Origin of the sequence: Bradyrhizobium sp. BLXBL-03, from assembly GCF_051853015.1 — a bacterium.
GTDB lineage: Bacteria > Pseudomonadota > Alphaproteobacteria > Rhizobiales > Xanthobacteraceae > Bradyrhizobium > Bradyrhizobium manausense.
Genome location: NZ_CP182470.1, coordinates 7,760,001 through 7,783,863 on the forward strand (window position 1 = coordinate 7,760,001; position 23,863 = coordinate 7,783,863).

Here is a 23,863-nt window from a genome sequence, read left to right on the forward strand (position 1 = left end):
ACCCCAGTCGCTGACCCTACCGTGGCCGGCTGCCTCCTTGCGGTTAGCGCACCGTCTTCAGGTAAAACCAACTCCCATGGTGTGACGGGCGGTGTGTACAAGGCCCGGGAACGTATTCACCGTGGCGTGCTGATCCACGATTACTAGCGATTCCAACTTCATGGGCTCGAGTTGCAGAGCCCAATCCGAACTGAGACGGCTTTTTGAGATTTGCGAAGGGTCGCCCCTTAGCATCCCATTGTCACCGCCATTGTAGCACGTGTGTAGCCCAGCCCGTAAGGGCCATGAGGACTTGACGTCATCCCCACCTTCCTCGCGGCTTATCACCGGCAGTCTCCTTAGAGTGCTCAACTAAATGGTAGCAACTAAGGACGGGGGTTGCGCTCGTTGCGGGACTTAACCCAACATCTCACGACACGAGCTGACGACAGCCATGCAGCACCTGTGTTCCAGGCTCCGAAGAGAGGGTCACATCTCTGCGACCGGTCCTGGACATGTCAAGGGCTGGTAAGGTTCTGCGCGTTGCGTCGAATTAAACCACATGCTCCACCGCTTGTGCGGGCCCCCGTCAATTCCTTTGAGTTTTAATCTTGCGACCGTACTCCCCAGGCGGAATGCTTAAAGCGTTAGCTGCGCCACTAGTGAGTAAACCCACTAACGGCTGGCATTCATCGTTTACGGCGTGGACTACCAGGGTATCTAATCCTGTTTGCTCCCCACGCTTTCGTGCCTCAGCGTCAGTACCGGGCCAGTGAGCCGCCTTCGCCACTGGTGTTCTTGCGAATATCTACGAATTTCACCTCTACACTCGCAGTTCCACTCACCTCTCCCGGACTCAAGATCTTCAGTATCAAAGGCAGTTCTGGAGTTGAGCTCCAGGATTTCACCCCTGACTTAAAAACCCGCCTACGCACCCTTTACGCCCAGTGATTCCGAGCAACGCTAGCCCCCTTCGTATTACCGCGGCTGCTGGCACGAAGTTAGCCGGGGCTTATTCTTGCGGTACCGTCATTATCTTCCCGCACAAAAGAGCTTTACAACCCTAGGGCCTTCATCACTCACGCGGCATGGCTGGATCAGGGTTGCCCCCATTGTCCAATATTCCCCACTGCTGCCTCCCGTAGGAGTTTGGGCCGTGTCTCAGTCCCAATGTGGCTGATCATCCTCTCAGACCAGCTACTGATCGTCGCCTTGGTAGGCCATTACCCTACCAACTAGCTAATCAGACGCGGGCCGATCTTTCGGCGATAAATCTTTCCCCGTAAGGGCTTATCCGGTATTAGCACAAGTTTCCCTGTGTTGTTCCGAACCAAAAGGTACGTTCCCACGCGTTACTCACCCGTCTGCCGCTGACGTATTGCTACGCCCGCTCGACTTGCATGTGTTAAGCCTGCCGCCAGCGTTCGCTCTGAGCCAGGATCAAACTCTCAAGTTGGACTTGAACTTTGAACCGGCTGATCACAACGTTTGACGAGGTCCCACCATTATCGACCGAAGTCGATGTGCTGCCTGCGATTCACATCGCGGGCAACGATGGTGTTTCCTTTGAAACGTGTACCGCCGAAGTCTTTCGTCCTCTCTCAGTACTCAAAAGCCGAAGCTCTCAAGTGGTCCGAGAGGCGCAAGGACTCCGCCGTCCACGTTTCTCTTTCTTCATCTTCACTTGTCAAACAGCCCGGGACCGTGGAGGCCCCAACCTTCCGGAGTGGAAGGGTTCCGACACCCTTACCGACGTCGAATGACTCCAACCGATTGTGTCGGCTGTTGTGTCACTCAACAAGGTGAGGAGCATCAGTGGCGCGTTCGCTCGCCTTGGTCAGTGACCCGGCGGCGCCGCGCTCAGTGGTTGGGGTTATAGGCCCCACCTTCCGGGCTGTCAACGCCAATCGTCAACAAATCGTCGCACACTGGATTTCCATAAAAAATCCTGCGATTCCAGTCGATTAGAAGGACGGAGAGCAAGCGAAGGCGCGCCGTCCGGCAAAAAATCTGAAAAAAAGTTTGGCCCCCGGCGCGCTCCTGAGGGGCTCGGAGGGGGCTGCTGAGGAGGCCGAAAGCGACCCGTCCGTCCCCCGTCCGTCCGCCATCCGTCCGGCGTCCTCCCTGGGTCCGGGCTCTCCGCGAGCGGCCGTTCAGGAAACTTTTTCCATATTAGGCGCCGTACTAGAGCCACAATCCCGCGGCGTTCTGGTATGAGACAAGCTTGAATCGCGGGTGCCAGTGGGGGCTGCCAGCGATTTGGGGTTCAGAGAAGGCGATCTGACGATGACGCAGCCTTCTTCGGACATTCGAAAGACATCGCGAGACCTTTCACCTGCCTAGCTGTTCGTAATTTCGGCCGGGTCTCATTCGAGGCCTTCTGAGTGCGAGCATCTGCGCGAAGGCTTTTTCCGAGATGCCCCTGCAAGAGGGCGACCGGGAGGAGGCGCTGAAAGGGAAGGTTTCGGGTCGTTGATTGGGGGACTTGGGTTGAGCCAGAGGACATCACGCGGCGCTTACGGGCGTGAGACCGGGATCATTGATCTCGGCCACGAGCCGCCGCTGTCCGTCGATGGTTCGGAAGCTGCCGTCATCGATCGCCGTCGTGTCTCGGTGCAATGGTTCAGCGGCACAATTCTGACCGGACTCTGCGGAGCAGCCCTGATCGGCGGCGCCGTTTTCGCGTCTCTCGACGGCGAGATGACTTTCGCCAAGGTGCCGGAACGGGTCGAGGGCGCACTGCGTGGCGCCTTTGCTGCGGCCGATCGCACCGCGACGCTGCACAAGAGCGATCGCCTGCCGCCGCCCAGTGACTCGACCGCCTCGCGCAACATCGTCCGCGTCTCCACCGTCGCCCGCGTCGGCAACCGCGACGTGATGCGGGTGCGCCCCTTCATCCGGATCGCCGGCAATCTGTCGATGACGACGAGCGATTTGTCGGCGAAGATTCCGCCGTTCAACGCGCAGCGCATGCTCACCGACGTCGGCTCCGATCCGAAGACCGCGACCGACGATCCGAACAATCCCGAGGCCGTCGAACCCGACGCCGAGGTCTCCTTCGTCACCAAGGACCTCTCGCCGGTGCTGCCGAAGGCCAAGATTTCCGCGGTGGTTGCGCTCGACGACATCCTGATGCGGGTGCGCGATGCCGCCAATTGGCGCGGCAATGGCGGGGTGCGCTACGCCTCGCTCGCCAACGCGACCGCCGACGTCTCCGGCGCGGCCGGCGCATCCGACATGAAGATGGCCTACGCCACCGAAGCGTCGTCGTCCGACCCCTATGCCGGCTTCGAGACCCGCGTGGTGCCGGAAAACGTGACGCTGCTGCCGAAGACCAAGGAGCAGATCACCGGCGGCAATCCCAACGGCGAGCGCGTCCATGTCGTCAAGAAGGGCGACAGCGTCGGCTCCGTGCTGCGCGATCTCGGCGCCACCGCCGAGGAGATCAAGGCGATTGCCGCAACCCTCGGTCCCCGCGGCCGCGACGGCGGGCTGAAGGAAGGCGAAAAGCTTCGCATCCTGATGGCGCCCGCAAGCCCCGGTGCACGCTTGCAGCCCTATCGCGTCGTCGTCGCCAACGACACCGTGGTCGAGGCGATCGCGGCGCTGTCCGATCTCGGCAAATACGTCGCGGTCGACGTCTCCAGCATGAATACCGTCGCCGACGCTACGGCCAACCCCAGCAGCGAAGACGATGACGATGATGACGGCAGCGGCGTGCGGCTCTACCAGAGCATCTACGAGACCGCGATGCGCAACAAAGTGCCGATGCCGGTCATCGACGACATGATCAAGATCTACTCCTACGACGTCGACTTCCAGCGCAAGGTGCAACCGGGCGACTCGTTCGATGTGTTCTACGCCGGCGAAGACGAGGGCACGACGGCCTCGGACAAGAGCGAGGTGCTGTTCGCATCCCTCACGGTCGGCGGCGAAACCAAGAAATATTATCGCTACCAGAGTCCCGACGACGGCGTCGTCGACTACTATGACGAGACCGGCAAGAGCGCGAAAAAGTTCCTGGTCCGCAAGCCCGTCAACAGCGCCATCATGCGCTCCGGATTCGGCGGCCGCCGCCATCCGATCCTCGGCTACGTGAAGATGCACACCGGCGTCGACTGGGCCACCGCCTACGGCACGCCGATCTTCGCCGCCGGCAACGGCGTAATCGAGAAGGCGCAGCTCGAGGGCGGCTACGGCAAATACGTTCGCATCAAGCACAACAACGGCTACGAGACCGCCTACGGCCATCTGTCGGCGTTCGCCAAGGGCATGGAGCCGGGCAAGAAGGTGCGGCAGGGCCAGGTGATCGGCTTTGTCGGCTCGACCGGCCAGTCGACCGGCCCGCATGTGCACTACGAAATCCTCGTCAACGGCCGCTTCGTCGACCCGATGCGCGTGAAACTGCCGCGCGGCCGGTCGCTGGAAGGCCCGATGCTGGCCAGCTTCGAGAAGGAGCGAGACCGCCTCGACGGCATGATGAGCGGTCGCGGCGGCGCCATCGCCCGCATGTCGGACGCGACGGGCGGGCCGCTACAGGTCACGAATCGGTAAACCGGTAATTCCCTGACATCGCTGACAACCGGCGTGCCCAAAATCCGGGCCCTCACGATCACGAAACGCTTCCGATCGCCGTCAGAACGGCCGCGCGACTCGTGGTGGAACAGTTGGGTGATGCTCACGGTTGATGGGTCCAGTCCGTCAAGAGGAGACCGATCATGCAGCACCTCTCACGCGACGACGTCATCAAGGCGGTCGGCAGCGCTGACGACGTGACCATTGCAGAGATCATCGGAACCGGCGCGACCGTCGAGGAGCTCGCCGAAGCCCAGGCCTGGCTCGCCAATGACGAGCCCATGATCAATGACCTCAGGCCGCTGGCCCAAGGGCGCGTGCGCACGCTGGTGGATATCCTGTCGGAGCTCGAACAGGAGGATGACGAGCCAGGCCCACCCGGGCCCGCCTCGGCATCTGCAATCAGCTAGGGGCCCAACCCGACGATGAAACGCCCCGGAGAGAGGGACCTCTCCGGGGCGAATCTGTGAGTTACGCTGCTGCTCAGTTCAGCTTGCGCTTCGACACTGGCGCCTCGAACTGGGCGATTTCCGCGGTCTGCGGCGCCTTGCCGTTGAAGGTCAACACGTTGCCTTCGGACGAGATCGCCACCGTGTCGCCATCCCTGACGTCTCCGGCCAGGATCATCTCGGCGAGCGGATCCTGCAGGTAGCGCTGGATCACCCGCTTCAGCGGGCGAGCACCGTAGGCGGGATCCCAGCCCTTGGCGGCGAGCCAGTCGCGCGCGGCGGCATCGAGCGTCAGCACGATCTTGCGATCGGTCAGGAGCTTCTGCAGCCGGCCGAACTGGATCTCGACGATCCGGCCCATCTCGCTCTTCTGCAGGCGGTGGAACAGGATGATCTCATCGACGCGGTTGAGGAATTCGGGGCGGAAATGTCCCCGCACCATGCCCATCACCTGCTCACGCACGGCAGAAGTGTCTTCGCCTTCCGGCTGGTTCACCAGATATTCCGAACCGAGATTCGAGGTCATGATGATCAGCGTGTTGCGGAAATCGACGGTACGGCCCTGGCCATCGGTCAGCCGGCCGTCGTCCAGCACCTGCAACAGCACGTTGAAGACGTCGGGATGCGCCTTCTCGATCTCGTCGAACAGCACCACCTGATAAGGCCGGCGTCGCACCGCTTCGGTGAGCGCACCGCCCTCGTCATAACCGACATAGCCCGGAGGCGCGCCGATCAGCCGCGAGACCGAGTGCTTCTCCATGTACTCGGACATGTCGAGGCGGACCATCGCGGTCTCGTCGTTGAAGAGGTACTCCGCAAGAGCTTTCGTCAGCTCGGTCTTGCCGACGCCGGTCGGCCCCAGGAACATGAACGAGCCTGTGGGGCGGTGCGGATCCTGCAGGCCCGCGCGCGAACGACGCACGGCGGTCGCGACCGCACGCACGGCCTCGGCCTGGCCGACGACGCGCTTGCCGAGCTGCTCCTCCATCTTCAGGAGCTTCTCCTTCTCGCCCTCCAGCATCTTGTCGACGGGCACGCCGGTCCAGCGCGAGACCACCTGCGCGATGTGGTTGGCGGTAACAGCCTCCTCCATCATCTCACCGGAGCCTTCGCGCGCCTCGATCTCGGCGAGCTGCTTCTCGAGCTGCGGGATCCGGCCATAAGCCAGCTCGCCCGCCTTCTGGAATTCGCCGCGGCGCTGCGCGTCGGCGAGGTCGACGCGCAGGGCGTCGAGCTCCGACTTCAGCTTCTGGGCGTTGGAGAGCTTGTTCTTCTCCGCGCTCCAGCGTGCCGTCAGCGCCGCAGACTTCTCCTCGAGGTCGGCCAGCTCTTTCTGAAGCGACTCAAGTCGGGATTTTGAGCCGAGATCACTTTCCTTCTTGAGCGCTTCCTGCTCGATCTTGAGCCGGATGATCTCTCGGTCGAGCGAATCCAGCTCTTCCGGTTTGGAATCGACCTGCATCTTCAGCCGCGCCGCGGCCTCGTCCATGAGGTCGATCGCCTTGTCGGGCAGGAAGCGGTCGGTGATGTAGCGGTTGGACAGCGTCGCGGACGCCACCAGCGCGGAATCGGTGATCCGCACGCCATGGTGCTGCTCGTACTTGTCCTTCAACCCGCGCAGGATCGAGATGGTATCCTCGACCGAGGGCTCGCTGACGAAGATCGGCTGGAACCGCCGCGCCAGCGCGGCGTCCTTCTCGACGTGCTTCTGGTACTCGTCGAGCGTGGTCGCGCCGATGCAGTGCAGCTCGCCGCGGGCAAGCGCCGGCTTGAGCAGGTTGGAGGCGTCCATCGCACCGTCGGCCTTGCCGGCGCCGATGAGCGTGTGCATCTCGTCGATGAACAGGATGAAGGTGCCGTCGCTCCCGGTGACCTCCTGGAGCACGGCCTTCAGCCGCTCCTCGAACTCGCCGCGGTATTTTGCACCCGCAATCAGCGCGCCCAAATCAAGCGACAGCAGCTTCTTGTCCTTCAGGCTCTCGGGCACATCGCCGTTGACGATGCGCAGCGCCAGCCCTTCCGCGATGGCGGTCTTGCCGACGCCGGGTTCACCGATCAGGACGGGATTGTTCTTGGTCCGCCGCGACAGCACCTGGATGGTGCGACGGATCTCCTCGTCGCGGCCGATGACCGGATCGAGCTTGCCGTCCCGCGCAGCCTGGGTCAGGTCGCGGGCATATTTCTTCAGCGCGTCATAGGCGTTCTCCGCCGTCGCGGTGTCCGCGGTGCGGCCCTTGCGCAGCGCCTCGATCGCAGCGTTGAGATTTTGCGGGGTGACGCCGCCCTTGTTCAGGATGGTGCCGGCTTCGCTGGTCTTCTCCAGTGTCAGCCCGAGCAGCAACCGCTCGACGGTGACAAAGCTGTCGCCCGCCTTCTCGCCGGCCTTTTCGGCCGCGTCGAAGGTGCGCGCGAGCTCGGGCGCCAAATAGATCTGCCCGGCGCCGCCGCCGCTGACCTTTGGCACTTTGTTCAGAGCGTCCTCGGTCGCCTTCAGAATTGCGCGGGAATTGCCACCGGCGCGGTCGATGAGACCGGCAGCCAGCCCCTCATTGTCGTCGAGCAGCACCTTCAACAGGTGGAGCGTGGAAAACTGCTGATGCCCCTCGCGCATCGCAAGCGACTGCGCGGACTGGATGAAGCCCCTGGAGCGCTCGGTATATTTGTCGATATTCATGTCTTTTCTGTCCCTCGGCCTGCCCTTGGGGCCCTCTAAGGCACCCCAAACGGCATCTTCATTGGGTTTCCGCCTGATGCGTTGACGTTCCTCAACCAGCAAGCGGTCGTTATCAGCCGGCGCTGGCGCCGACCTGACCCAGATGTGGGAAGCGCACCTTCCGATCGGAAGAGGCACGTTCACAATTTCGTGCGCAGATCGGCCGGCTTGGCGGGTACGGGTCGAATCCCTTAAGTAGCCGCATGACAACAAGCCAGACCGCCGAAATCACCGGCCTTTACCGCTACCCGATCAAGGGCCTGACGCCGGAAGCCCTGCTCCGGGCCCCCTTGCGGTCCGGTCAGACCCTGCCCGCCGACCGCCGCTATGCCATCGAGAACGGGCCCAGCGGGTTCGACCCGGAGGCGCCCGAGTGGAAGCCGAAAATCCAGTTTCTGATGCTGGCGCGCAATGAGCGGCTGGCTTCCCTCGACGGCCGGTTCGACGATGCCACCAACCGCCTGACCATCCGCAAGCACGGCCAGATCGTCGCCAGCGGCGATCTCGAGACCGCGGCCGGGCGCGCGGCGATCGAGGTCTACTTCACGGAGAATTTTCAGCCGGAGCTGAAGGGCCCGCCGAAAGTCCTGTCGGGCCGCGATCACAGCTTTTCCGACCTCGCCCGCAAGGTCGTGTCGATCATCAATCTCAACAGCGTCCGCGCCATCGAGGCCATGCTCGGCGGCACCGCCGTCAATCCCCTGCGCTTCCGCGCCAATCTCTACGTGAAGGGCTGGCCGGCCTGGTCCGAGCTCGACCTCGTCGGCCAGACGCTAGCGATCGGGCAGGCCCGGCTGAAGGTGGTCAAGCGCATCGTCCGCTGTCCGGCCACGAATGTGGACCCGGTGACGGCGAAGCGCGATCTCGAAATACCGCCGACGCTGTCGCGCCATCTCGGCCACATGGATTGCGGCATCTATGCTGAGGTGGTGGCCGATGGCGAGATCGGCGTGGGAGATGCGGTGGCGGTGGAAGAGCCGAGATTGGTATGAGCCTACGGCGGCTCAACACACTCCGTCATTGCGAGCGCAGCGAAGCAATCCAGCAATGCATCCGCGGAGACAGTCTGGATTGCTTCGTCGCAAGAGCTCCTCGCAATGACGGCGCTAATTCGGCATCACATACGCGTAGATCCGGCCGCGCGAGATCGGGGCTTCGCGGACGCGGTTGCCATTGTTACCTGAGATCATGATCGGATTTCCCTGCGCATCGATGCCGGTGATGATGCCGACATGACCGCCGCGGCGGCCGCGCGACATCACCGCGATGGCGCCGACCTGCGGGCCGGAGACGCGCGTGCCGTAATGCGCGAACGAGTTCGCCATGTCCGATCCGGTGCCTTGGTGGCCGGTTTTCTCAAGCACCATGTTCATGAAGCGCGCGCACCACAGGCTGCCGCGCCCCGTCGGGTTGCCGCCGAGATAGCGGCGCGCCTCGGACACGAGGCCTGAACCGCCGCCGAAGCCGCCGCTCATCGTCGCACCACCGCCGCTGGCGCTCGGACCATAGCTGGCCTGCGTGTTGGCGAATCCACCTGCCTGCAACCGCGCCGCGCTGCGCTCGAAGCGCGAGCTGCGGGCCGAGTGCCCGATTTGATGATGCCTGCTGGCGTGATGCACGTAAGCGTGCCGCTCTGCGCTGTGACGATGATGCGGCCGCGCTGAGGCCGGAGAAACGAACGCGGCAATGGCCGTGAAGAACACCGCCAGCGCGACAACACGACGCGACAGGCGGGACGCAAACAACTCAAACATACTTCATCCTTCGTTGACACCCCCACTTCCCAAGGTCAGCCCGTGCGACGGCCAACATCGATGGGGCCGTTAAGCCGTCCGATGTGGCGAGAAAAAGACGCGGTGGCCCGCGAATAGCTGCGATGATTTTGCGGCAATGCTCTGATGGAGCTGCCTTATTGCGGACATCTGCATGAACTGCGATCCTGAACTTGCGGCTTGCAGAGAGGGAAACAGTTAATGCCCCACGCCACGACCAGGGACGACGTCCGCATCTATTTCGAAGAAGCAGGTCAGGGAACGCCGATCATTTTCCTGCACGAGTTCGCGGCCGATTACACCAATTGGGAGCCGCAGATGCGTTACTTCTCGCGTGGCCACCGCTGTATCACCTATTCCGCGCGCGGCTACACGCCGTCCGACGTGCCCGATGGCGAGGTCTACACTTACAAGCACTTCTACACCGATGCGCTCGCCGTGCTCGATCATCTCGGAATCGAGCGCGCGCATCTCGTCGGCCTCTCGATGGGCGCCTACTCGTCGCTCCAGATCGGATTGAACGCACCACAGCGCGCGCTGTCGATGACGCTGGCCGGCGTCGGCTCCGGCTCGGAGCTCGAAAATCTCGACGCCTGGCGCAAGCAGTGCCGCGCCAATGCCGAGCAGTTCGAGACGCTGGGCTCGGCAGAAGTCGCAAAGGTCACGCGCGAGGCGCCTAGCCGGATTCCCTTCCTGGTGAAGGACCCGCGCGGTCATGTCGATTTCTATGCTGCACTGGCGCGGCACGATGCCAAGGGTTCGGCCAACACGATGCGCGGCTTCCAGGGTGGCCGGCCGTCGATTTACACGCTGACGGAAGCGATCAGGAACGTGACGACGCCGGCGCTGATCATCTGCGGCGACGAGGACGATCCCTGCATCGGCGCGAGCCTGTTCCTGAAGAAACATCTGCCGGCCGCGGGCCTCGCGATGTTTCCGAAGTCCGGCCACGTGCTCAATCTCGAAGAGCCGGCACTGTTCAACGAGAGCGTGGAGCGGTTCGTGACGCTGGTGGAAGCCGGCCGCTGGCCGGCGCGCGATCCAAGGTCGATGGCGGCGCATTAGGGCGACGGCGTCGCCGCGCGCTCCGTCATTGCGAGCGCAGCGAAGCAATCCAGACTGTCTCCGCGGAAACACTCTGGATTGCTTCGTCGCAAGAGCTCCTCGCAATGACGAAGGATGGACCTTCGCTCCATCCGGGCTACAGGCAGCAAACTATTTCCCACCGCCCCGGCTCAGCAGGAACACGCCCTGCTCGCCGAACAGATTCCACACCCACCAGGGCAGCCGCAGCCGCAGCGGACGACCGTAGAGGTCGAGCGCCTCGGCGCGCTCCATCTTGACGTGGATTTCGTCGCAGAGCTCGACGAAATCCTTGATGGTGCAGAAATGGATATTGGCGGTGTCGTACCAGCTCGCCGGCAGGTTCTCGGTGCGCGGCATGTGGCCGCCGATCAGGAGCTGCAGGCGCATCCGCCAGAAGCCGAAATTCGGGAACGAGACGATGGCGCGGCGACCGATGCGCAGCAGATTCTCCAGCACGACCTTGGGCTGACGCGTCGCTTGCAGCGTCTGCGACAGGATCACGTAGTCGAAGGCATCATCGGGGTAATTGACGAGGTCGGTGTCGGCATCGCCCTGCACCACGGCGAGGCCCTTGGCCACGCAGCGGTTGACGCCCTCGCGCGACAGCTCGATGCCGCGGCCGTCGATGCCGCGGGTCTCCAAGAGCTGAAGCAGATCGCCGTCGCCGCAGCCGACGTCGAGCACCTTCGAACCCGGCTTGACCATTTCGGCGACCAGCAGATGGTCGGCGCGAAATGGGCCCGACTGCTCAGCCGCGAGGCCGTTCAGCGGCAGTACTTGCTGCACAGACATCGCTAGCCGTCCTTGTTCGTGAGTCCGCGCGCCTTGCCGGCGGATTGCAGGAAGGCGCGGGAGATGTCGAAGAATTCGGGCACGTCGAGCAGGAAGGCATCGTGGCCGCGATCGGTCTCGATCTCCGCGAACGACACCCGCGCGCTGGACGCATTCAGCGCATGCACCAGCGCGCGCGATTCCGAAGTAGGGAACAGCCAGTCGCTGGTGAAGGAGACCACGCAGAAGCGGGTCTCAATCCCTGCGAACGCCTTCGCCAGCACGCCGCCATGGTCGGCGGCGATGTCGAAATAATCCATCGCGCGCGTCAGATAGAGATAGGAATTGGCGTCGAAGCGCTCGACGAAGGACGAGCCCTGGTAGCGCAGATAGGACTCGACCTGGAAATCGGCGTCGAACGAGAAAGTCGGCAGCTCGCGGTCCTGCATGCGGCGGCCGAACTTGCGATGCAGCGCAGCGTCCGACAGATAGGTGATGTGCGCGGCCATGCGCGCGACCGCGAGGCCGCGATGCGGATGGATGCCCTGATCGGCATAGGCGCCATTGTGCCAGTCGGGATCGGCCATGACGGCCTGGCGGCCGAGCTCGTGGAAGGCGATGTTCTGCGCCGAGTGCCGCGTCGAACAGGCGATCGCCAGCGCTGAGTAGACACGCGCAGGGTACGCCGCGGTCCATTGCAGCACCTGCATGCCGCCCATCGAGCCGCCGACGACGGCAAACAGCGTATCGATGCCGAGCCGGTCGATCAGCATCGCCTGCGCGCGCACCATGTCGGGAATGGTGATGACAGGGAAATCCAGGCCCCACACCTTGCCGGTGGCTGGATTGATCGAGGCGGGCCCGGTCGAGCCCATGCAGCCGCCGATCACGTTGGAGCAGATGATGAAGTATTTGCTCGGATCGAGCGGCCGGCCGGGGCCGACCAGAGTCTCCCACCAGCCGGGTTTGCCGGTGACCGGATGGACATTGGCGACGTGCTGGTCGCCGGTCAGCGCATGGCAGATCAGCACCGCATTGGAGCGATCGGCGTTGAGCTCGCCATAGGTCTTGTAGGCAATTTGGAACGGGGTGAGATCGACACCGCAATCGAGCCGCAGCGGTTGGTCGGCGCCGAACCGCGCGACCTCTGAACTCGGATGATCGACCTCATGCGACCGATCGTCGGCACTGATCGTAGGACTTGGGATCGTAGGACTTGGGACAGACTTGACGCCAACCATCTCTGACCATCGACCTCGTTTGCGATCGGACGTGAGACCGCGATGAAATCAGGCCATGAAAAACCCGGCCTGAACGATAGGTTCGGCCGGGATCGGAAGCGTCCCCGGCCTGTTTAGCGAGTTTTTTAACGTGGCTGCAAGCCGGCCGGCTCAAATGACCACGGAACGGGCAAAAACCTACCGGCTTGGGCCGATTTCGTCAAGTCGCAGCCGGACGTCTCTCAACCGGCCGCCTTGCAGGCCGTCATTTCTCTTTGCTTTCGCCGCCCCGACTGCCTAATCAGGACATTCTCCGAAGCCTCATAACCGCCTAGTCAGATATGTCCCAACGTCCGCCCGCGCCACCATCGCTGCAGGAATTGCGCAAGGAGATCGACGCGATCGACGAGGCCATGCATCGCCTGTTGATGCAGCGCGGCGACATCATCGACCGGCTGATCCAGGTGAAGCAGACCCAGGAGGTCGGCTCGGCGTTCCGGCCCGCGCGCGAGGCCTCGATGATGCGCGAGATCGTGCAGCGGCATCGCGGCATCCTGCCGCTCGACACGGTCGAAAGCATCTGGCGCGTCATCATCTCGACCTTCACCTATGTGCAGGCGCCGTTCTCCGTGCATGCCGACATCTCGGCGAGCGAGCCCGCGATGCGCGATTCCGTGCGCTTCCATTTCGGCTTCACGGTGCCGTATGTCGCGCATTTCAGTGCGCAGGCGGCGGTCGAGGCGGTGGCGAAATCCAAGGGTGACCTCGCGCTGGTCTCGGCGACATCGAGCCGCACGCCGTGGTGGCTGGAGCTGGAAGCCGTGGGCGCGCCGAAGATCATCGCGCGCATGCCCTTTGTCGAGCGCGCCGATCATCCGGCGTCGCTGCCGGTGTTCGCGATCTCGCGCGTCGCCGACAGCGCCGTGGTGACGGAGGTCGAGACCTTCAGCGTGCGCGTGTCGGGGTGGAACGCGGAGGTCGCGCGGGCGCTGTCGCCGCTCGCCGAGATCGTGGCGGTGCCCGATACCGCCTTCGACGGCGCGGCGCTGCTGGTCTCGGTCACATCGGCCACCAGCATCGACAAGATCAAGGCTGCCCTGATCGAAGCGGGGGCCTCGGTGCGCTCCACGGCCCTCGTCGGCAGCCACGCAACGCGCTATACCGTGCCCCCGACCGGGTCGTAAATCGCGTACCGCCCAAAGCCTATCCGGAGTTGAAGATGTCCCGCCCCATGCCGAATCCCGGCATTCTCGATATTGCGCCCTACACGCCCGGCAAGACCCCGGTCGCCGAGCCCGGCCGCAAGGTGTTCAAGCTCTCGGCCAACGAGACGCCGTTCGGACCTTCGCCCAAGGCGATCGAGGCCTTCAAGCACGTCGCGGATCATCTGGAAGACTATCCTGAGGGAACCTCGCGCGTGCTGCGCGAGGCGATCGGCCGCCACTACGGGCTCGATCCCAACCGCATCATCTGCGGCGCCGGCTCGGACGAGATTCTCAACCTGCTCGCCCACACTTATCTCAGCCATGGCGACGAGGCGATCTCCACCACACACGGCTTCCTGGTCTACCCGATCGCCACCATGGCGAACGGCGCCAAGAACGTGGTGGCGGCCGAGAAGAACCTGACCGCCGACGTCGACGCCATCCTGAAAGCGGTGACGCCGAAGACGAAGCTGGTCTGGCTCGCCAACCCCAACAATCCGACCGGCACTTATATCCCGTTCGACGAGGTCAAGCGCCTGCGCGCCGGCCTGCCCTCGCACGTGCTGCTGGTGCTGGATGCGGCCTATTGCGATTACGTCTCCCGTAACGACTACGAGATGGGGATCGAGCTGGTCGCCACCACGGAGAATACGGTGGTGACGCACACCTTCTCCAAGATCCATGGCCTCGCGGCGCTGCGCGTCGGCTGGATGTTCGGCCCCGAGCCCATCATCGACGCCGTCAACCGCATCCGCGGCCCCTTCAACGTATCGACGCCGGCGATGTATGCCGCGGTCGCCGCGATCGAGGACACTGCGCATCAGGCGATGTCGAAGCAGTTCACCGAGACCTGGCGCAACTGGCTCGCTGAGGAGATCACCAAGCTCGGGCTGAAGGTGACGCCCGGCGTTGCCAATTTCGTGCTGATCCACTTTCCGGAAAGCGGCAAGACATCGGATGCGGCCGACGCCTATCTCACCAGGCGTGGCCTCGTGCTGCGCGCGCTGAAGAACTATGGCCTGCACCATCAGCTGCGCATGACCATCGGCACCGAGGAGGCCAATCGCCTCGTCGTGGACGCGCTGCGCGACTTCATGGCCGGCAAATGAGCGTGGACCCGCATTTCCAGCGCGTCGCCCTGATCGGCTTCGGCCTGATCGGCGGCTCGATCGCGCGCGCCGCGAAGCTGCAAGGCCTGGCCGGCGAGATCGTCACCACCGCGCGCTCGGAGAAGACGCGCGCGCGGGTGCTCGAACTCGGCATTGTCGATCATGTCGTGGCAACCAATGCGGAAGCGGTGAAGGATGCCGATCTCGTCATCCTCTGCATTCCCGTCGGCGCCTGCGGCGAGGTGGCGCAGGAGATATCGGCGCATCTGAAGCCGGGCGCCGTCATCTCCGACGTCGGCTCGGTCAAGGGCGCGGTGGTCAAGGACATGGCGCCGCATCTGCCGAAGGACGTTCATTTCGTGCCGGCGCACCCCGTGGCGGGCACCGAGCATTCGGGGCCTGACTCCGGCTTCGCCGAGCTCTTCATCAACCGCTGGTGCATTCTGACGCCGCCAGAGGGCACCGACACCGAGGCGACCGCGCATTTGCGCGCGTTCTGGACGGCGATGGGCGCCAAGGTCGAGGTGATGACGCCGGATCATCATGACCTCGTGCTCGCGATCACCAGCCATCTGCCGCATTTGATCGCCTACACCATCGTCGGCACCGCCGACGAGCTGGCGCAGGTGACGGAATCGGAAGTGATCAAATTCTCCGCCGGCGGCTTCCGCGACTTCACCCGCATCGCGGCGTCCGACCCGACGATGTGGCGCGACGTCTTCCTCGCCAACAAGGACGCGGTGCTGGAAATGCTCGGCACCTTCACCGAGGACCTCGCCAAGCTGACGCGCGCGATCCGCCGCGGTGATGGCGAGGCGCTGTTCGACCACTTCACCCGCACCCGCGCCATCCGCCGCGGCATCGTCGAGATCGGCCAGGATTCGGCAGCAGCAGATTTCGGCCGCCAGCATGGGCAGCTCGACAAGAAGCCGTAGCGCCGAAGTAGCCCGGATGGAGCGAAGCGTCGCGCCCCCCGGCGCGCGCATGCTTCCCTGGCGTGGAGTGATGCGAATAAGCGGGCTGTTGTTCGCAGGGCCCGTGCATCTTCCGCATCACGTTTTCCGACGATCATGGTCGGAATAATTTCGCAGCGTCGGCGATCCGCACGCGCGCGATGATTGCGGGCCTCACGCAACGCGGCTCCGCATTCCGATGCGCAATCACGATCCGGCGAAGAGATCCTGACGTCAGTTCGTAGCCCGGAGGGAGCGCAGCGCAATCCGGGATTCTTCGATGCGGTTGGCGCTGTCCCGGATTGCGCTGCGCTCCATCCGGGCTACGGGAATCAGTACAGCGGCGGGATCTGGCCGACCTTGAACGGGCCGAGCAGCACGGCGCCGTCGGCAAATTTCAGCGGGAAGCTGCGCGCCTTCTTGCCCTCGAGCGTGCTCTCGGTGCCGATCGAGTTGATACCGGCGGCGACGCCGGCATTGGCGTTCTGCTTGATGACCTTGCCGAGGCCGGGAACGGCACGGTCGAGCGCGCCGAAGAGATTGTTGAGGTCCTGCGACTTCACGCCGGGCGCGACGCGGTCGAGCGTCGCCTGGGGCACGCCCTCTTCCAGCATCTTCTCGATGCCGAGCGCCGGAATGACGCGCTCGAGTCCGGTCACCGTCATCTGCAATTCGCCGTCCAGTCGGCCATTGGCCGAGAGGCCCAGCGTGCCGGCCGCGACCGCGATCATCTCGCCCTGCTGGATGCGCGACTGCACGATCTCGATATGGCCGCCGGCGGCCTGGATCTCGCGAAAGCGCTGCGGCCAAGGCTTTGGCGTGAGATCGGAAAGGCCGCTGATCTTGGCGCGCGTGTCCGCTTCGAACGGCTCAGCGAGCAACGGATGCACGCCCTGGACGCTGCCTTGCGAGACCTGGAGCACGGTCTCGATCACAGGATGAGCCGACGTCGATCCATCGGCGAGGCGACCATGCAGCTCGATCTGCCTGGCGCGCGCGAGCGGCACCTGCACGCTGCCGTCCAGCCTGGCGATGCTGGGATCGTCGAACACGATGGAGGCGCGCTCCGGCACCGCCGGCAGACCGATCACGCTGCTGCGGCCCTTGCTCCAGTTCACCACGAAGGCGTTTTGCGTCACGCCGTCGACCAGCGTTGCCGGCGCAGTGAATTCCGCAATGACGTGCTTGGGATCGTAGACCTGCCCGACGACCAGGATGTTGTCGAGCCTGGCCGTGAACGGCGTCTTGCTCGCATTTTGCGACACCAGGGCGACGCTGGCACCGGAGCACTGGACCTCGAAGCGGAACGGGAAACCCGCGATCGAGCGCTTGGCGCAATCATAGATGCGGCCGGCTTTGGCCTCCTGCGCGCGCCAGGCATCGACGGCGATCGCGGCCTGCGAGGCCGCGTAGAACCAGAAGCCGCTCCAGGCGGCCGCGAGGATCAGGAGGAGGACGGGGGCAATGAAGAGGCCCCAGCGGGAGCGTCGGCCTGCGGCAATGGTCATATTGGACATGCGGCGACCCTTTGGCCCCAGATTTTGTCAAATGTAAGCGAGCTTGGCCCTCGACAAAAGGCGGAGAAATGACTTCGCTTCGGAGCCGGGTTCTGGTAGCCGTGCCCGAAATGTCGGAAATCATCCTTCCCACCGTCACGTCAGCCAAGGGCGACCTCTGGGTGTTCGGCTACGGATCGCTGATGTGGCGGCCGGGCTTTGAATTCGAGGAGCGCGTCCCGGCGCGGCTGGTCGGGGAGCACCGCGCGCTCTGCGTCTATTCCTTCGTGCATCGCGGCACGCCGGAGCAGCCGGGCCTTGTGCTCGGGCTCGACCGCGGCGGCGCCTGCCGCGGCATCGCGTTCCGTGTCGCCGAAAAGAACCGCGCCGATGTGGTTGCTTACTTGCGCGCGCGCGAGCAGGTAACGTCGGTCTATCGCGAAGTGATGCGCTCGGTGTGGCTGGAGAACGATGCGCGGCAGCGCGTCAGCGCGCTCGCTTATGTCGTCGACCGCGGTCATGTGCAATATGCCGGCCGGCTCTCGCTCGCCGAGCAGCACCGCCACGTGCTCCAAGGCCACGGCCAATCCGGCGCCAACCGCGACTATGTCACCGCGACCGTGAAGGCGATCGAAGCCGAGGGCTTTCGCGACACGCAACTGCATCAGCTCGCGATGATGCTGCATGGCGAGGCGCATTCGTCGCACGCTCAGGCTCCGAGCGAGGGACGGTCGCTAAAGCGCAGACCAGGCATGCTCTGACCACGTTGCCGCCCACGAAACCCCGCCCAAGTGCGCGATCACTTTAAGGACGATGTGTGATTATGGATCATCTGATCGTATAATGGGTCTTGGCGAATGCCGGGATAACCGGTTTTAGCAGTGTTGTTGCGACGCATGATCGTGGGGGCGACAGTCCTCACTGGGAAGGACCAACCTGATGGCCCAGATAGCGAATTTTGCTGTACTCTCATCCCTGGTCTTGTTGACGTCGGGTGTACCGGGACCGGCGCAAGCCCAGCAAAGCAGCATGAGCTTCTTCATAACCAGTGTGGGGCTCGGCAAGGGCGGGGACCTCGGTGGGATCGACGGCGCCGATCGACATTGCCAGACCCTCGCCGAGGCCGCAGGCGCGGGCGGCAAAACCTGGCACGCCTATCTTTCGACGCAGGGGCCGAATGCGATCAACGCCAAAGACCGGATCGGGAGCGGTCCCTGGTCCAATGCCAAGGGTACACAGATCGCGGCAAGCGTGGCCGACCTGCACAGTGACAATAACAAGATCAACAAAGAGACCGCCCTCGACGAGAAGGGCATGATGGTCAAGGGCCGCAGCGACACTCCCAACCAACATGACATGCTCACCGGCACACAACACGATGGCACGGCCATTCCGGGCGCAGACGCGACCTGCAGTAACTGGACCAGCAGCACTGACGGACAGGGTAGCGCGATCGTCGGACACCATGACCTGATCGGCAACACTCAGGGTCCGAATTTCTGGAACTATTCGCACAAGACGCCGGGTTGTTCCCCGGCGAACTTGCAGCGCGTCGGTGGAGCGGGTTTGTTTTACTGTTTCGCCACCAACTGAGTTCGGCCGACTGTTTCTGGGCCGGGGAATCAGAGAGCATCCAATGATCGCTCACGCGTACAGTCGGGTGATGTGCTCGATTTTGAATCTCACCGGATTCATGCCATTGCGCAAACCCCAGCAGAGTTGTCAGGGATCCCTACGAGCCTCTACATTCGGCTCGTCCAATTAGACTAGCTGCCCGAGGCCCCGTAGCTCGGCGAGCTGCCGATCAACCGCTCCTGCTCTTTCCGACCTGCTTCGACGATGCGGCTGGTCGCATCCTCGATCACGGTTTGCACGCGCGAGAGAAACTCATCCTTGGGCAGGCCCGGCGGCAGCGGATCGAGGAACTCGACGACCAGCGTGCCGGGATAGCGCATGAAGGTGCGGCGCGGCCAGAACAGGCCGGAATTGAGCGCGATCGGCAGGCACTGCACGCCGCAGGATGAATAGATCTGCGCAAAGCCGGTCTTGTAATCCGGCGGCGCCCCCGGCGCGCGGCGCGTGCCTTCCGGAAAGATGACGAGCTGGCCGCCGGCGCGCACCGCCTCGCGCGCGCGCCGCGTCATGTCGAGCAGCGCCTTCACGCCGGCTTTGCGGTCGATCGCAATCATGCCTGTCTTGACCAGAAACTGACCGAACACCGGAATCTGCATCAGCTGGCGCTTGAGGATGAAGATCGGGCGCTCAAAGAAGCCCGGCAGCACGAAGGTCTCCCAGAACGATTGGTGCTTCGCGACGATCACCAGCGGCCCTTGCGGAATCTTCTCGACGCCGCGGAATTCGACCTTGATGTTGCAGACCACGCGCATCAGGACGAGCGTCGCCTTCGCCCACCATTGCGCAACCGTCAGCATGGCGCGCGGCGGCAACGCGAAGGTCGGCAGCGCCACGATCGCAAGGCACACCAGCACGGTGTAGAACAGCACGTTGAACAGCAGCGAGCGCAGGAAAATCAGGAACATCAGGAATCCGATCAATTGGCCTGAGCGGTGGCGGGCCGCCTGGATTGCAGACCAAGAGGCTGCTCCGACATCTCGGGCGAAAGGTCAATCCCGAAATCTTGCAGCCGTACCCTCACCTCGGCCGCGATGTATTTGACATATTCGGACAACAGCAGCCGCAGCGTCGAGGCCGAGGTCCACCACGGCTCCTCGCGCCATTTGTCACCGACCACGGCGAATGGCACCAGCGTGGTCTCCGGCATCGCATGCGAGAATTCCACGAGCGCGCGGGGCATGTGGTAATTCGAGGTGACCACGATCAACGATTTGAAGCCGCGCCCCTGGGCCCAGTGCCGCGCCTCCGCCGCGTTGCCGCGGGTCGTGAGCGCGGTGCGGTCGAGATCGACGCAGCAGGTCATGAAGGACTGGTTCTCCGGCAGGGTCCGGGAGATATCGCTCGCGGTCGAGGTCGGGTGCACGCCCGAGATCAGGAGCCGCTTGCCGTAGCCGGCCGCGAGCAGCTCCATCGCGTCCGAGACCCGCGAGGAGCCGCCGGTGAGGACCACGATGCCGTCAGCCTTGCGATCGGGTGCGATCTCGGCGCCGCGCAATTGCGACAGGAAGGCGACGAAGCCCGCCGCCGCGCCGACAAAGGCGAACGCGATCGTCGACACCACGGTCGCACGGAGCCAGCCGCGCGGCAGTTTCGGCGATCGATCGTCGGTCGGCGAGGTCATGTGATGTCGGTGATCCCTTCCCCGGATGATTTTAAGACGTTTTGAGGCGAAGTGGAGTCCGGTTTGTCGGGCTCAATCCACGTCATTCAGCGTCGCGAACAGGGTCTGGCGCGAGGCGACCGCCGTGATTGCGCCGATCAGCACGGCCTGCACCGCGAGCACGACATAGCCTGACGGCCGCAGCGAGAAGGTGCCGAGCAGCGCCGCGAACTGGTCGCCGACGGGGGTTCCGGAAAACCAGCCGGCGATCGATTCGGAGAAGCCGAACAGTAGCATGGCGACGCCGCCGCCGATGACGCCGCCTTCGAGGCCGAGCCGGAGGAAATGCCGCAGGAAATGATTGGCGATGTAGCGGTCGCCTGCGCCGACGAAATGCAGCACTTCGACGATCGGCCGGTTCGCGGCCATCGCGCCGCGGGTTGCGAACGAGACCGAGATGATGGTTGCGACGATGACGAGTGCAAGAATGCCGATGCCGGCCAGCACGGTGGCGTTGGTCATCGAGCGCATCCGTTCGATCCAGGCGCGATGATCGTCGACGCTGGCGCTCGGCGCCACTTGCGTCACGCGCGCACGCAAGCTGCCGAGGTCGAGCGCCGTGCCCGGCTGCACGCGCGCGATGATCATGCGCGGCACCGGCAGATCGTCCATCGACAGGCCGGTGCCGAGCCAGGGCTCGAGCAGCTTGCCGCTTTCGTCCTTGGTGAACGGCTTGACCTCGACAATACCGGGTTGCGCGCGCATCGCCTCGGTGACGGCGGCCGTGTCGCGCTCGAGGTCGCGTCCCGATTGCGGGCGGACCTGGATGGTGATTTCGCTGGCGACATCGGACTGCCATTCCGCAGCCGAAGCGCTCACCAAGAGCACCGCGCCCGTTGTCATCGAGGCGAGAAAAGTCATGATAGCGACAACGGCGACCAGCGCACGGCCGTGGATCGAGGCGCGCGGCACGATCGGCGAGGTATTGCGCGCCTTGGCCGGCAGCGGCGGACGCTCCTGTCCGAGGTCGACCAACACGCCGCGCTCATCTGGCCTACTCATAGACGTGCAGCCGTCCCTGATGCAGCACGAAGCGGCGCGCTTCATACTGGTCCATCAGCGCAATATCGTGGGTGGCGATGATGACGGCGGTGCCTGACTTGTTGAGCTCGATGAAGAGCCGCAGCAGGCGCCGCCCGAGCGTCGGATCGACGCTGCCGGTCGGCTCGTCCGCAAGCAGGAGCTGCGGCCGCGAGATCACCGCGCGCGCGATCGCCGCGCGCTGCTTCTCGCCTCCCGACAGGATCGGCGGCAGCGCATCCATGCGGTCACCGAGACCGACCCAGCGCAAGAGGTCGATGACCTCCTTGCGATAGCTGGATTCGCTGCGGCCCATGACGCGGAACGGCAGCGCCACGTTCTCATAGGTCGTCATGTGGTCGAGCAGGCGGAAGTCCTGCAGCACGATGCCGATGCGCTTGCGCAAATCCGCGATCTCGTCCTTGCCGAGCGTGGAGATGTCGTGGCCGAACAGATTGACGAGGCCGCGCGTCGGCCGGTGCGACAGGAACAACAGGCGCAGCAGCGACGTCTTGCCGGCGCCGGACGGGCCGGTGAGGAACTGGAAGGAATGCGCCGGGATCTGGAAACTGAGGTCGCGCAGGATCTCCGGCCCCAGACCGTAACGCAATCCGACATTTTCGAACCGAACCAAAGCTCAGCTCCGTTCGAGGGGACGTAGCCGCATCGCCAGCGAGGCTTCGCCGCATGCGATCAAGGGGTTGTGCGACCGTTATGGTTTCCGGTTCGTTAACGGTCGCCCTGTAGCATCTCGGGCAGCATTCTTAGAAGTCCCTTCTCGGGCGAACCTTGTCCCGGGAGAATCCTGGCGCCAGGTTCCCCGCGCCAAGGTCATTGTCGAGGCCGTCCATGCATATCGTCTGCCCCCATTGTATGACATCCTACGCCATCAAGCTTGCGAGCCTGGGGACCAACGGGCGGACGGTCCGCTGCTCCCGCTGCAAGAAAACCTGGATCGCCCATCCCGAGGACGCCATCGAGGTGTCAGCCGTGCCGGCCATGGCCGCAGCCCGCCAGGCCGACGACCAGTCCGACCTCGCCGAGCAGTGGAACACATACGCCAAGGACGATAACGCCGCCGAGACGCCCTTGGTCGACAGTCCCTCGATCGCCAGCGACTGGCCGACGGAGAATGCCGCGGAGGCTGAGGACGAATGGTCCGCGGCGGCTCGGGCTGTGGAAGAAGAGGTCGTCGGGGCCCAGCATCAATCCTGGTTCCGCGGCCTGTTCAGCCGTCGCGGCGCCAAAGTGAGGCGGCCGACGCCCACTGTTGCCCCGCGCAGATCCTCTTACGGCCTGCCGGTCGCCTGCGCTGCCATGGGCGCGCTGGTGCTGGCCCTGGTGATCTGGCGCGGCGACATGGTCCGCCTGCTGCCGCAGACCGCGGCCTTCTACAAGCTGGTCGGGCTGGAAGTGAACCTGCGCGGGCTCGCCTTCAAGGACGTCAAGCTCTCGACCGAGACCGTGGACGGTAAGCAGGTGTTGGTCATCGAGGGCGTGATCGTCGGCCGGGGCAAGAAGCCGCTTGATATACCGCGCTTGCGTTTTGCGGTGCGCGACGCGCAGGGCGCCGAGATCTACGCCTGGAATTCGGTGCTGGAGCAGACCGTGCTGCAACCCGGCGAACGCGCCTTCTTCCGCTCGCGCCTCGCCTCGCCGCCGCCGGAAGGCCGCAATATCGACGTTCGCTTCTTCAACCGGCGCGACATCGCCGGCGGTAGCGTATAATCGGGCCTTGTAGAGTCCGCACGGGAGGGTTGGTCCCAAGGATCGTCCCAAGGATCGTCTCATGCCAAAAGTGTTGATCGCCGACGACGAGGATTCGATGCGCCAGCTGGTGGCACGCGCCATCGCCATGGACGGCCACGAAACCGTCACCGCGCAGGACGGCGCCGAGGCGCTGGAGATCCTGACCCGCGAGGACGGCGCGTTCGATCTGTTGCTCACCGATATCCAGATGCCCGTCATGGACGGCATCGCGCTCGCCCTCTCCGCGGCGCGCGACTTTCCGCAATTGACCATTCTCTTGATGACGGGCTTTGCCGACCAGCGCGAGCGCGCCTCGAATTTGAATGCGCTGGTGCATGACGTCGTGACCAAGCCGTTCTCGGTCGCGGATATCCGCACGGCCGTGGCCGATGCGCTGGCGGCGAAGAAGGGGTAGTGGGTCTCACTGCTCGGATGTCGTCATTGCGAGCGCAGCGAAGCAATCCAGAATCT

At 64.0% G+C, this 23,863-nt stretch carries 20 protein-coding genes, 1 rRNA gene and 1 riboswitch (1 of these 22 running past the window's edge); of the genes, 11 read left to right on the plus strand and 10 right to left on the minus strand.

Translation table 11 applies throughout. The features are described from left to right. Positions 1–1,435 (minus strand): 16S ribosomal RNA (locus tag ACNJX9_RS36585); it reaches 52 nt to the left of the window's first position. 1,034 nt (positions 1,436–2,469) lie between these two features. On the opposite strand from ACNJX9_RS36585, the gene ACNJX9_RS36590 reads away from it, so the two are divergent. Continuing rightward, on the plus strand, positions 2,470–4,533 hold the full coding sequence (locus ACNJX9_RS36590; protein WP_439406958.1) for a peptidoglycan DD-metalloendopeptidase family protein: 2,064 nt from the start codon (positions 2,470–2,472) through the stop codon (positions 4,531–4,533). A 164-nt stretch (positions 4,534–4,697) separates the two neighbouring features. Continuing rightward, positions 4,698–4,964, plus strand: coding sequence for a hypothetical protein (locus tag ACNJX9_RS36595; RefSeq protein ID WP_057746745.1), 267 nt, complete (start codon positions 4,698–4,700; stop codon positions 4,962–4,964). Between the two features lie 73 nt (positions 4,965–5,037). On the opposite strand, the gene clpB is transcribed toward ACNJX9_RS36595, so the two are convergent. Next, positions 5,038–7,677 carry an ATP-dependent chaperone ClpB gene (gene clpB, locus ACNJX9_RS36600; protein ID WP_439406960.1) on the minus strand — a complete coding sequence of 880 codons (2,640 nt, stop codon included), beginning with the start codon at positions 7,675–7,677 and terminating at the stop codon, positions 5,038–5,040. A 242-nt stretch (positions 7,678–7,919) separates the two neighbouring features. Between clpB and ACNJX9_RS36605 the strand changes: the two genes are divergently transcribed. Beyond that, positions 7,920–8,708 (plus strand): MOSC domain-containing protein, encoded by a 789-nt coding sequence (locus ACNJX9_RS36605; RefSeq protein WP_439406961.1) that lies wholly within the window; start codon positions 7,920–7,922, stop codon positions 8,706–8,708. 114 nt (positions 8,709–8,822) lie between these two features. On the opposite strand, the gene ACNJX9_RS36610 is transcribed toward ACNJX9_RS36605, so the two are convergent. After that, entirely contained in the window at positions 8,823–9,470 is a 648-nt protein-coding gene (locus ACNJX9_RS36610; RefSeq protein WP_439406963.1) for an NlpC/P60 family protein, read from the minus strand. A gap of 219 nt (positions 9,471–9,689) precedes the next feature. Between ACNJX9_RS36610 and ACNJX9_RS36615 the strand changes: the two genes are divergently transcribed. After that, on the plus strand, positions 9,690–10,553 hold the full coding sequence (locus ACNJX9_RS36615) for an alpha/beta fold hydrolase (protein WP_439406965.1): 864 nt from the start codon (positions 9,690–9,692) through the stop codon (positions 10,551–10,553). Positions 10,554–10,703: 150 nt separating this feature from the next. Here ACNJX9_RS36615 and metW read toward each other — a convergent pair whose 3' ends face one another. Together metW and metX are read right to left on the minus strand one after the other, a co-directional pair. Beyond that, positions 10,704–11,366 (minus strand): methionine biosynthesis protein MetW, encoded by a 663-nt coding sequence (metW, locus tag ACNJX9_RS36620; protein WP_057746731.1) that lies wholly within the window; start codon positions 11,364–11,366, stop codon positions 10,704–10,706. Between the two features lie 2 nt (positions 11,367–11,368). Next, positions 11,369–12,586: a homoserine O-acetyltransferase MetX gene (metX, locus tag ACNJX9_RS36625; protein ID WP_057746728.1), complete on the minus strand. Its 1,218-nt coding sequence runs from the start codon at positions 12,584–12,586 to the stop codon at positions 11,369–11,371. A gap of 92 nt (positions 12,587–12,678) precedes the next feature. Further along, positions 12,679–12,758, minus strand: a riboswitch (SAM riboswitch). A gap of 148 nt (positions 12,759–12,906) precedes the next feature. Here metX and ACNJX9_RS36630 point away from each other — a divergent pair. From ACNJX9_RS36630 to ACNJX9_RS36640, 3 genes are read left to right on the plus strand one after another with little or no spacing between them, the layout of a single operon-like run. Beyond that, complete coding sequence (locus ACNJX9_RS36630; RefSeq protein ID WP_057746724.1) at positions 12,907–13,749, plus strand: chorismate mutase; 843 nt, start codon at positions 12,907–12,909, stop codon at positions 13,747–13,749. A gap of 35 nt (positions 13,750–13,784) precedes the next feature. Then, positions 13,785–14,879 carry a histidinol-phosphate transaminase gene (gene hisC / locus ACNJX9_RS36635; protein WP_439406968.1) on the plus strand — a complete coding sequence of 365 codons (1,095 nt, stop codon included), beginning with the start codon at positions 13,785–13,787 and terminating at the stop codon, positions 14,877–14,879. Then, a complete protein-coding gene (locus tag ACNJX9_RS36640) occupies positions 14,876–15,814 on the plus strand; it encodes a prephenate/arogenate dehydrogenase family protein (protein WP_057746718.1) in 939 nt (312 codons plus the stop codon). The genes hisC and ACNJX9_RS36640 overlap by 4 nt, the downstream gene beginning before the upstream one ends. Before the next feature lie 350 nt (positions 15,815–16,164). Here ACNJX9_RS36640 and ACNJX9_RS36645 read toward each other — a convergent pair whose 3' ends face one another. Further along, a complete protein-coding gene (locus tag ACNJX9_RS36645; RefSeq protein WP_439406970.1) occupies positions 16,165–17,349 on the minus strand; it encodes a DUF2125 domain-containing protein in 1,185 nt (394 codons plus the stop codon). Between the two features lie 110 nt (positions 17,350–17,459). Here ACNJX9_RS36645 and ACNJX9_RS36650 point away from each other — a divergent pair, with 110 nt between their 5' ends. Further along, positions 17,460–18,089, plus strand: coding sequence for a gamma-glutamylcyclotransferase (locus ACNJX9_RS36650; RefSeq protein WP_057746712.1), 630 nt, complete (start codon positions 17,460–17,462; stop codon positions 18,087–18,089). A 178-nt stretch (positions 18,090–18,267) separates the two neighbouring features. After that, the gene (locus tag ACNJX9_RS36655; RefSeq protein WP_057746709.1) at positions 18,268–18,921 is read left to right on the plus strand and encodes a hypothetical protein; all 654 of its coding nucleotides are present in this window, start codon (positions 18,268–18,270) and stop codon (positions 18,919–18,921) included. A 173-nt stretch (positions 18,922–19,094) separates the two neighbouring features. Here the strand turns inward: ACNJX9_RS36655 and ACNJX9_RS36660 are convergent, their stop codons facing one another. The 4 genes from ACNJX9_RS36660 to ftsE form a co-directional block, all read right to left on the minus strand. Further along, positions 19,095–19,868, minus strand: coding sequence for a lysophospholipid acyltransferase family protein (locus ACNJX9_RS36660; RefSeq protein WP_057746905.1), 774 nt, complete (start codon positions 19,866–19,868; stop codon positions 19,095–19,097). Between the two features lie 11 nt (positions 19,869–19,879). Beyond that, positions 19,880–20,584 (minus strand): YdcF family protein, encoded by a 705-nt coding sequence (locus ACNJX9_RS36665; protein WP_439406973.1) that lies wholly within the window; start codon positions 20,582–20,584, stop codon positions 19,880–19,882. A gap of 72 nt (positions 20,585–20,656) precedes the next feature. Next, the gene (locus ACNJX9_RS36670) at positions 20,657–21,625 is read right to left on the minus strand and encodes a cell division protein FtsX (RefSeq protein ID WP_439406975.1); all 969 of its coding nucleotides are present in this window, start codon (positions 21,623–21,625) and stop codon (positions 20,657–20,659) included. After that, positions 21,618–22,277, minus strand: coding sequence for a cell division ATP-binding protein FtsE (gene ftsE, locus ACNJX9_RS36675; protein WP_057746699.1), 660 nt, complete (start codon positions 22,275–22,277; stop codon positions 21,618–21,620). Before ftsE ends, ACNJX9_RS36670 begins: the two co-directional genes overlap by 8 nt. A 215-nt stretch (positions 22,278–22,492) precedes the next feature. On the opposite strand from ftsE, the gene ACNJX9_RS36680 reads away from it, so the two are divergent. Both ACNJX9_RS36680 and ACNJX9_RS36685 read left to right on the plus strand, forming a co-directional pair. Then, positions 22,493–23,371 (plus strand): MJ0042-type zinc finger domain-containing protein, encoded by an 879-nt coding sequence (locus ACNJX9_RS36680; RefSeq protein WP_439406977.1) that lies wholly within the window; start codon positions 22,493–22,495, stop codon positions 23,369–23,371. A gap of 61 nt (positions 23,372–23,432) precedes the next feature. After that, positions 23,433–23,807, plus strand: a complete 375-nt coding sequence (locus tag ACNJX9_RS36685; protein ID WP_027530607.1) for a response regulator — start codon at positions 23,433–23,435, stop codon at positions 23,805–23,807. Positions 23,808–23,863: the final 56 nt, after the last annotated feature.

Excerpts from the sequence above, each read along its gene's own strand:
- ACNJX9_RS36595 (WP_057746745.1), top strand. The coding sequence starts at position 4,698 with ATGCAGCACCTCTCACGCGACGACGTCATCAAGGCGGTCGGCAGCGCT.
- clpB (WP_439406960.1), bottom strand. The coding sequence starts at position 7,677 with ATGAATATCGACAAATATACCGAGCGCTCCAGGGGCTTCATCCAGTCC.
- ACNJX9_RS36605 (WP_439406961.1), top strand. The coding sequence starts at position 7,920 with ATGACAACAAGCCAGACCGCCGAAATCACCGGCCTTTACCGCTACCCG.
- ACNJX9_RS36610 (WP_439406963.1), bottom strand. The coding sequence starts at position 9,470 with ATGTTTGAGTTGTTTGCGTCCCGCCTGTCGCGTCGTGTTGTCGCGCTG.
- ACNJX9_RS36615 (WP_439406965.1), top strand. The coding sequence starts at position 9,690 with ATGCCCCACGCCACGACCAGGGACGACGTCCGCATCTATTTCGAAGAA.
- metW (WP_057746731.1), bottom strand. The coding sequence starts at position 11,366 with ATGTCTGTGCAGCAAGTACTGCCGCTGAACGGCCTCGCGGCTGAGCAG.
- metX (WP_057746728.1), bottom strand. The coding sequence starts at position 12,586 with ATGGTTGGCGTCAAGTCTGTCCCAAGTCCTACGATCCCAAGTCCTACG.
- ACNJX9_RS36630 (WP_057746724.1), top strand. The coding sequence starts at position 12,907 with ATGTCCCAACGTCCGCCCGCGCCACCATCGCTGCAGGAATTGCGCAAG.
- hisC (WP_439406968.1), top strand. The coding sequence starts at position 13,785 with ATGTCCCGCCCCATGCCGAATCCCGGCATTCTCGATATTGCGCCCTAC.
- ACNJX9_RS36640 (WP_057746718.1), top strand. The coding sequence starts at position 14,876 with ATGAGCGTGGACCCGCATTTCCAGCGCGTCGCCCTGATCGGCTTCGGC.
- ACNJX9_RS36645 (WP_439406970.1), bottom strand. The coding sequence starts at position 17,349 with ATGTCCAATATGACCATTGCCGCAGGCCGACGCTCCCGCTGGGGCCTC.
- ACNJX9_RS36650 (WP_057746712.1), top strand. The coding sequence starts at position 17,460 with ATGTCGGAAATCATCCTTCCCACCGTCACGTCAGCCAAGGGCGACCTC.
- ACNJX9_RS36655 (WP_057746709.1), top strand. The coding sequence starts at position 18,268 with ATGGCCCAGATAGCGAATTTTGCTGTACTCTCATCCCTGGTCTTGTTG.
- ACNJX9_RS36660 (WP_057746905.1), bottom strand. The coding sequence starts at position 19,868 with ATGTTCCTGATTTTCCTGCGCTCGCTGCTGTTCAACGTGCTGTTCTAC.
- ACNJX9_RS36665 (WP_439406973.1), bottom strand. The coding sequence starts at position 20,584 with ATGACCTCGCCGACCGACGATCGATCGCCGAAACTGCCGCGCGGCTGG.
- ACNJX9_RS36670 (WP_439406975.1), bottom strand. The coding sequence starts at position 21,625 with ATGAGTAGGCCAGATGAGCGCGGCGTGTTGGTCGACCTCGGACAGGAG.
- ACNJX9_RS36680 (WP_439406977.1), top strand. The coding sequence starts at position 22,493 with ATGCATATCGTCTGCCCCCATTGTATGACATCCTACGCCATCAAGCTT.
- ACNJX9_RS36685 (WP_027530607.1), top strand. The coding sequence starts at position 23,433 with ATGCCAAAAGTGTTGATCGCCGACGACGAGGATTCGATGCGCCAGCTG.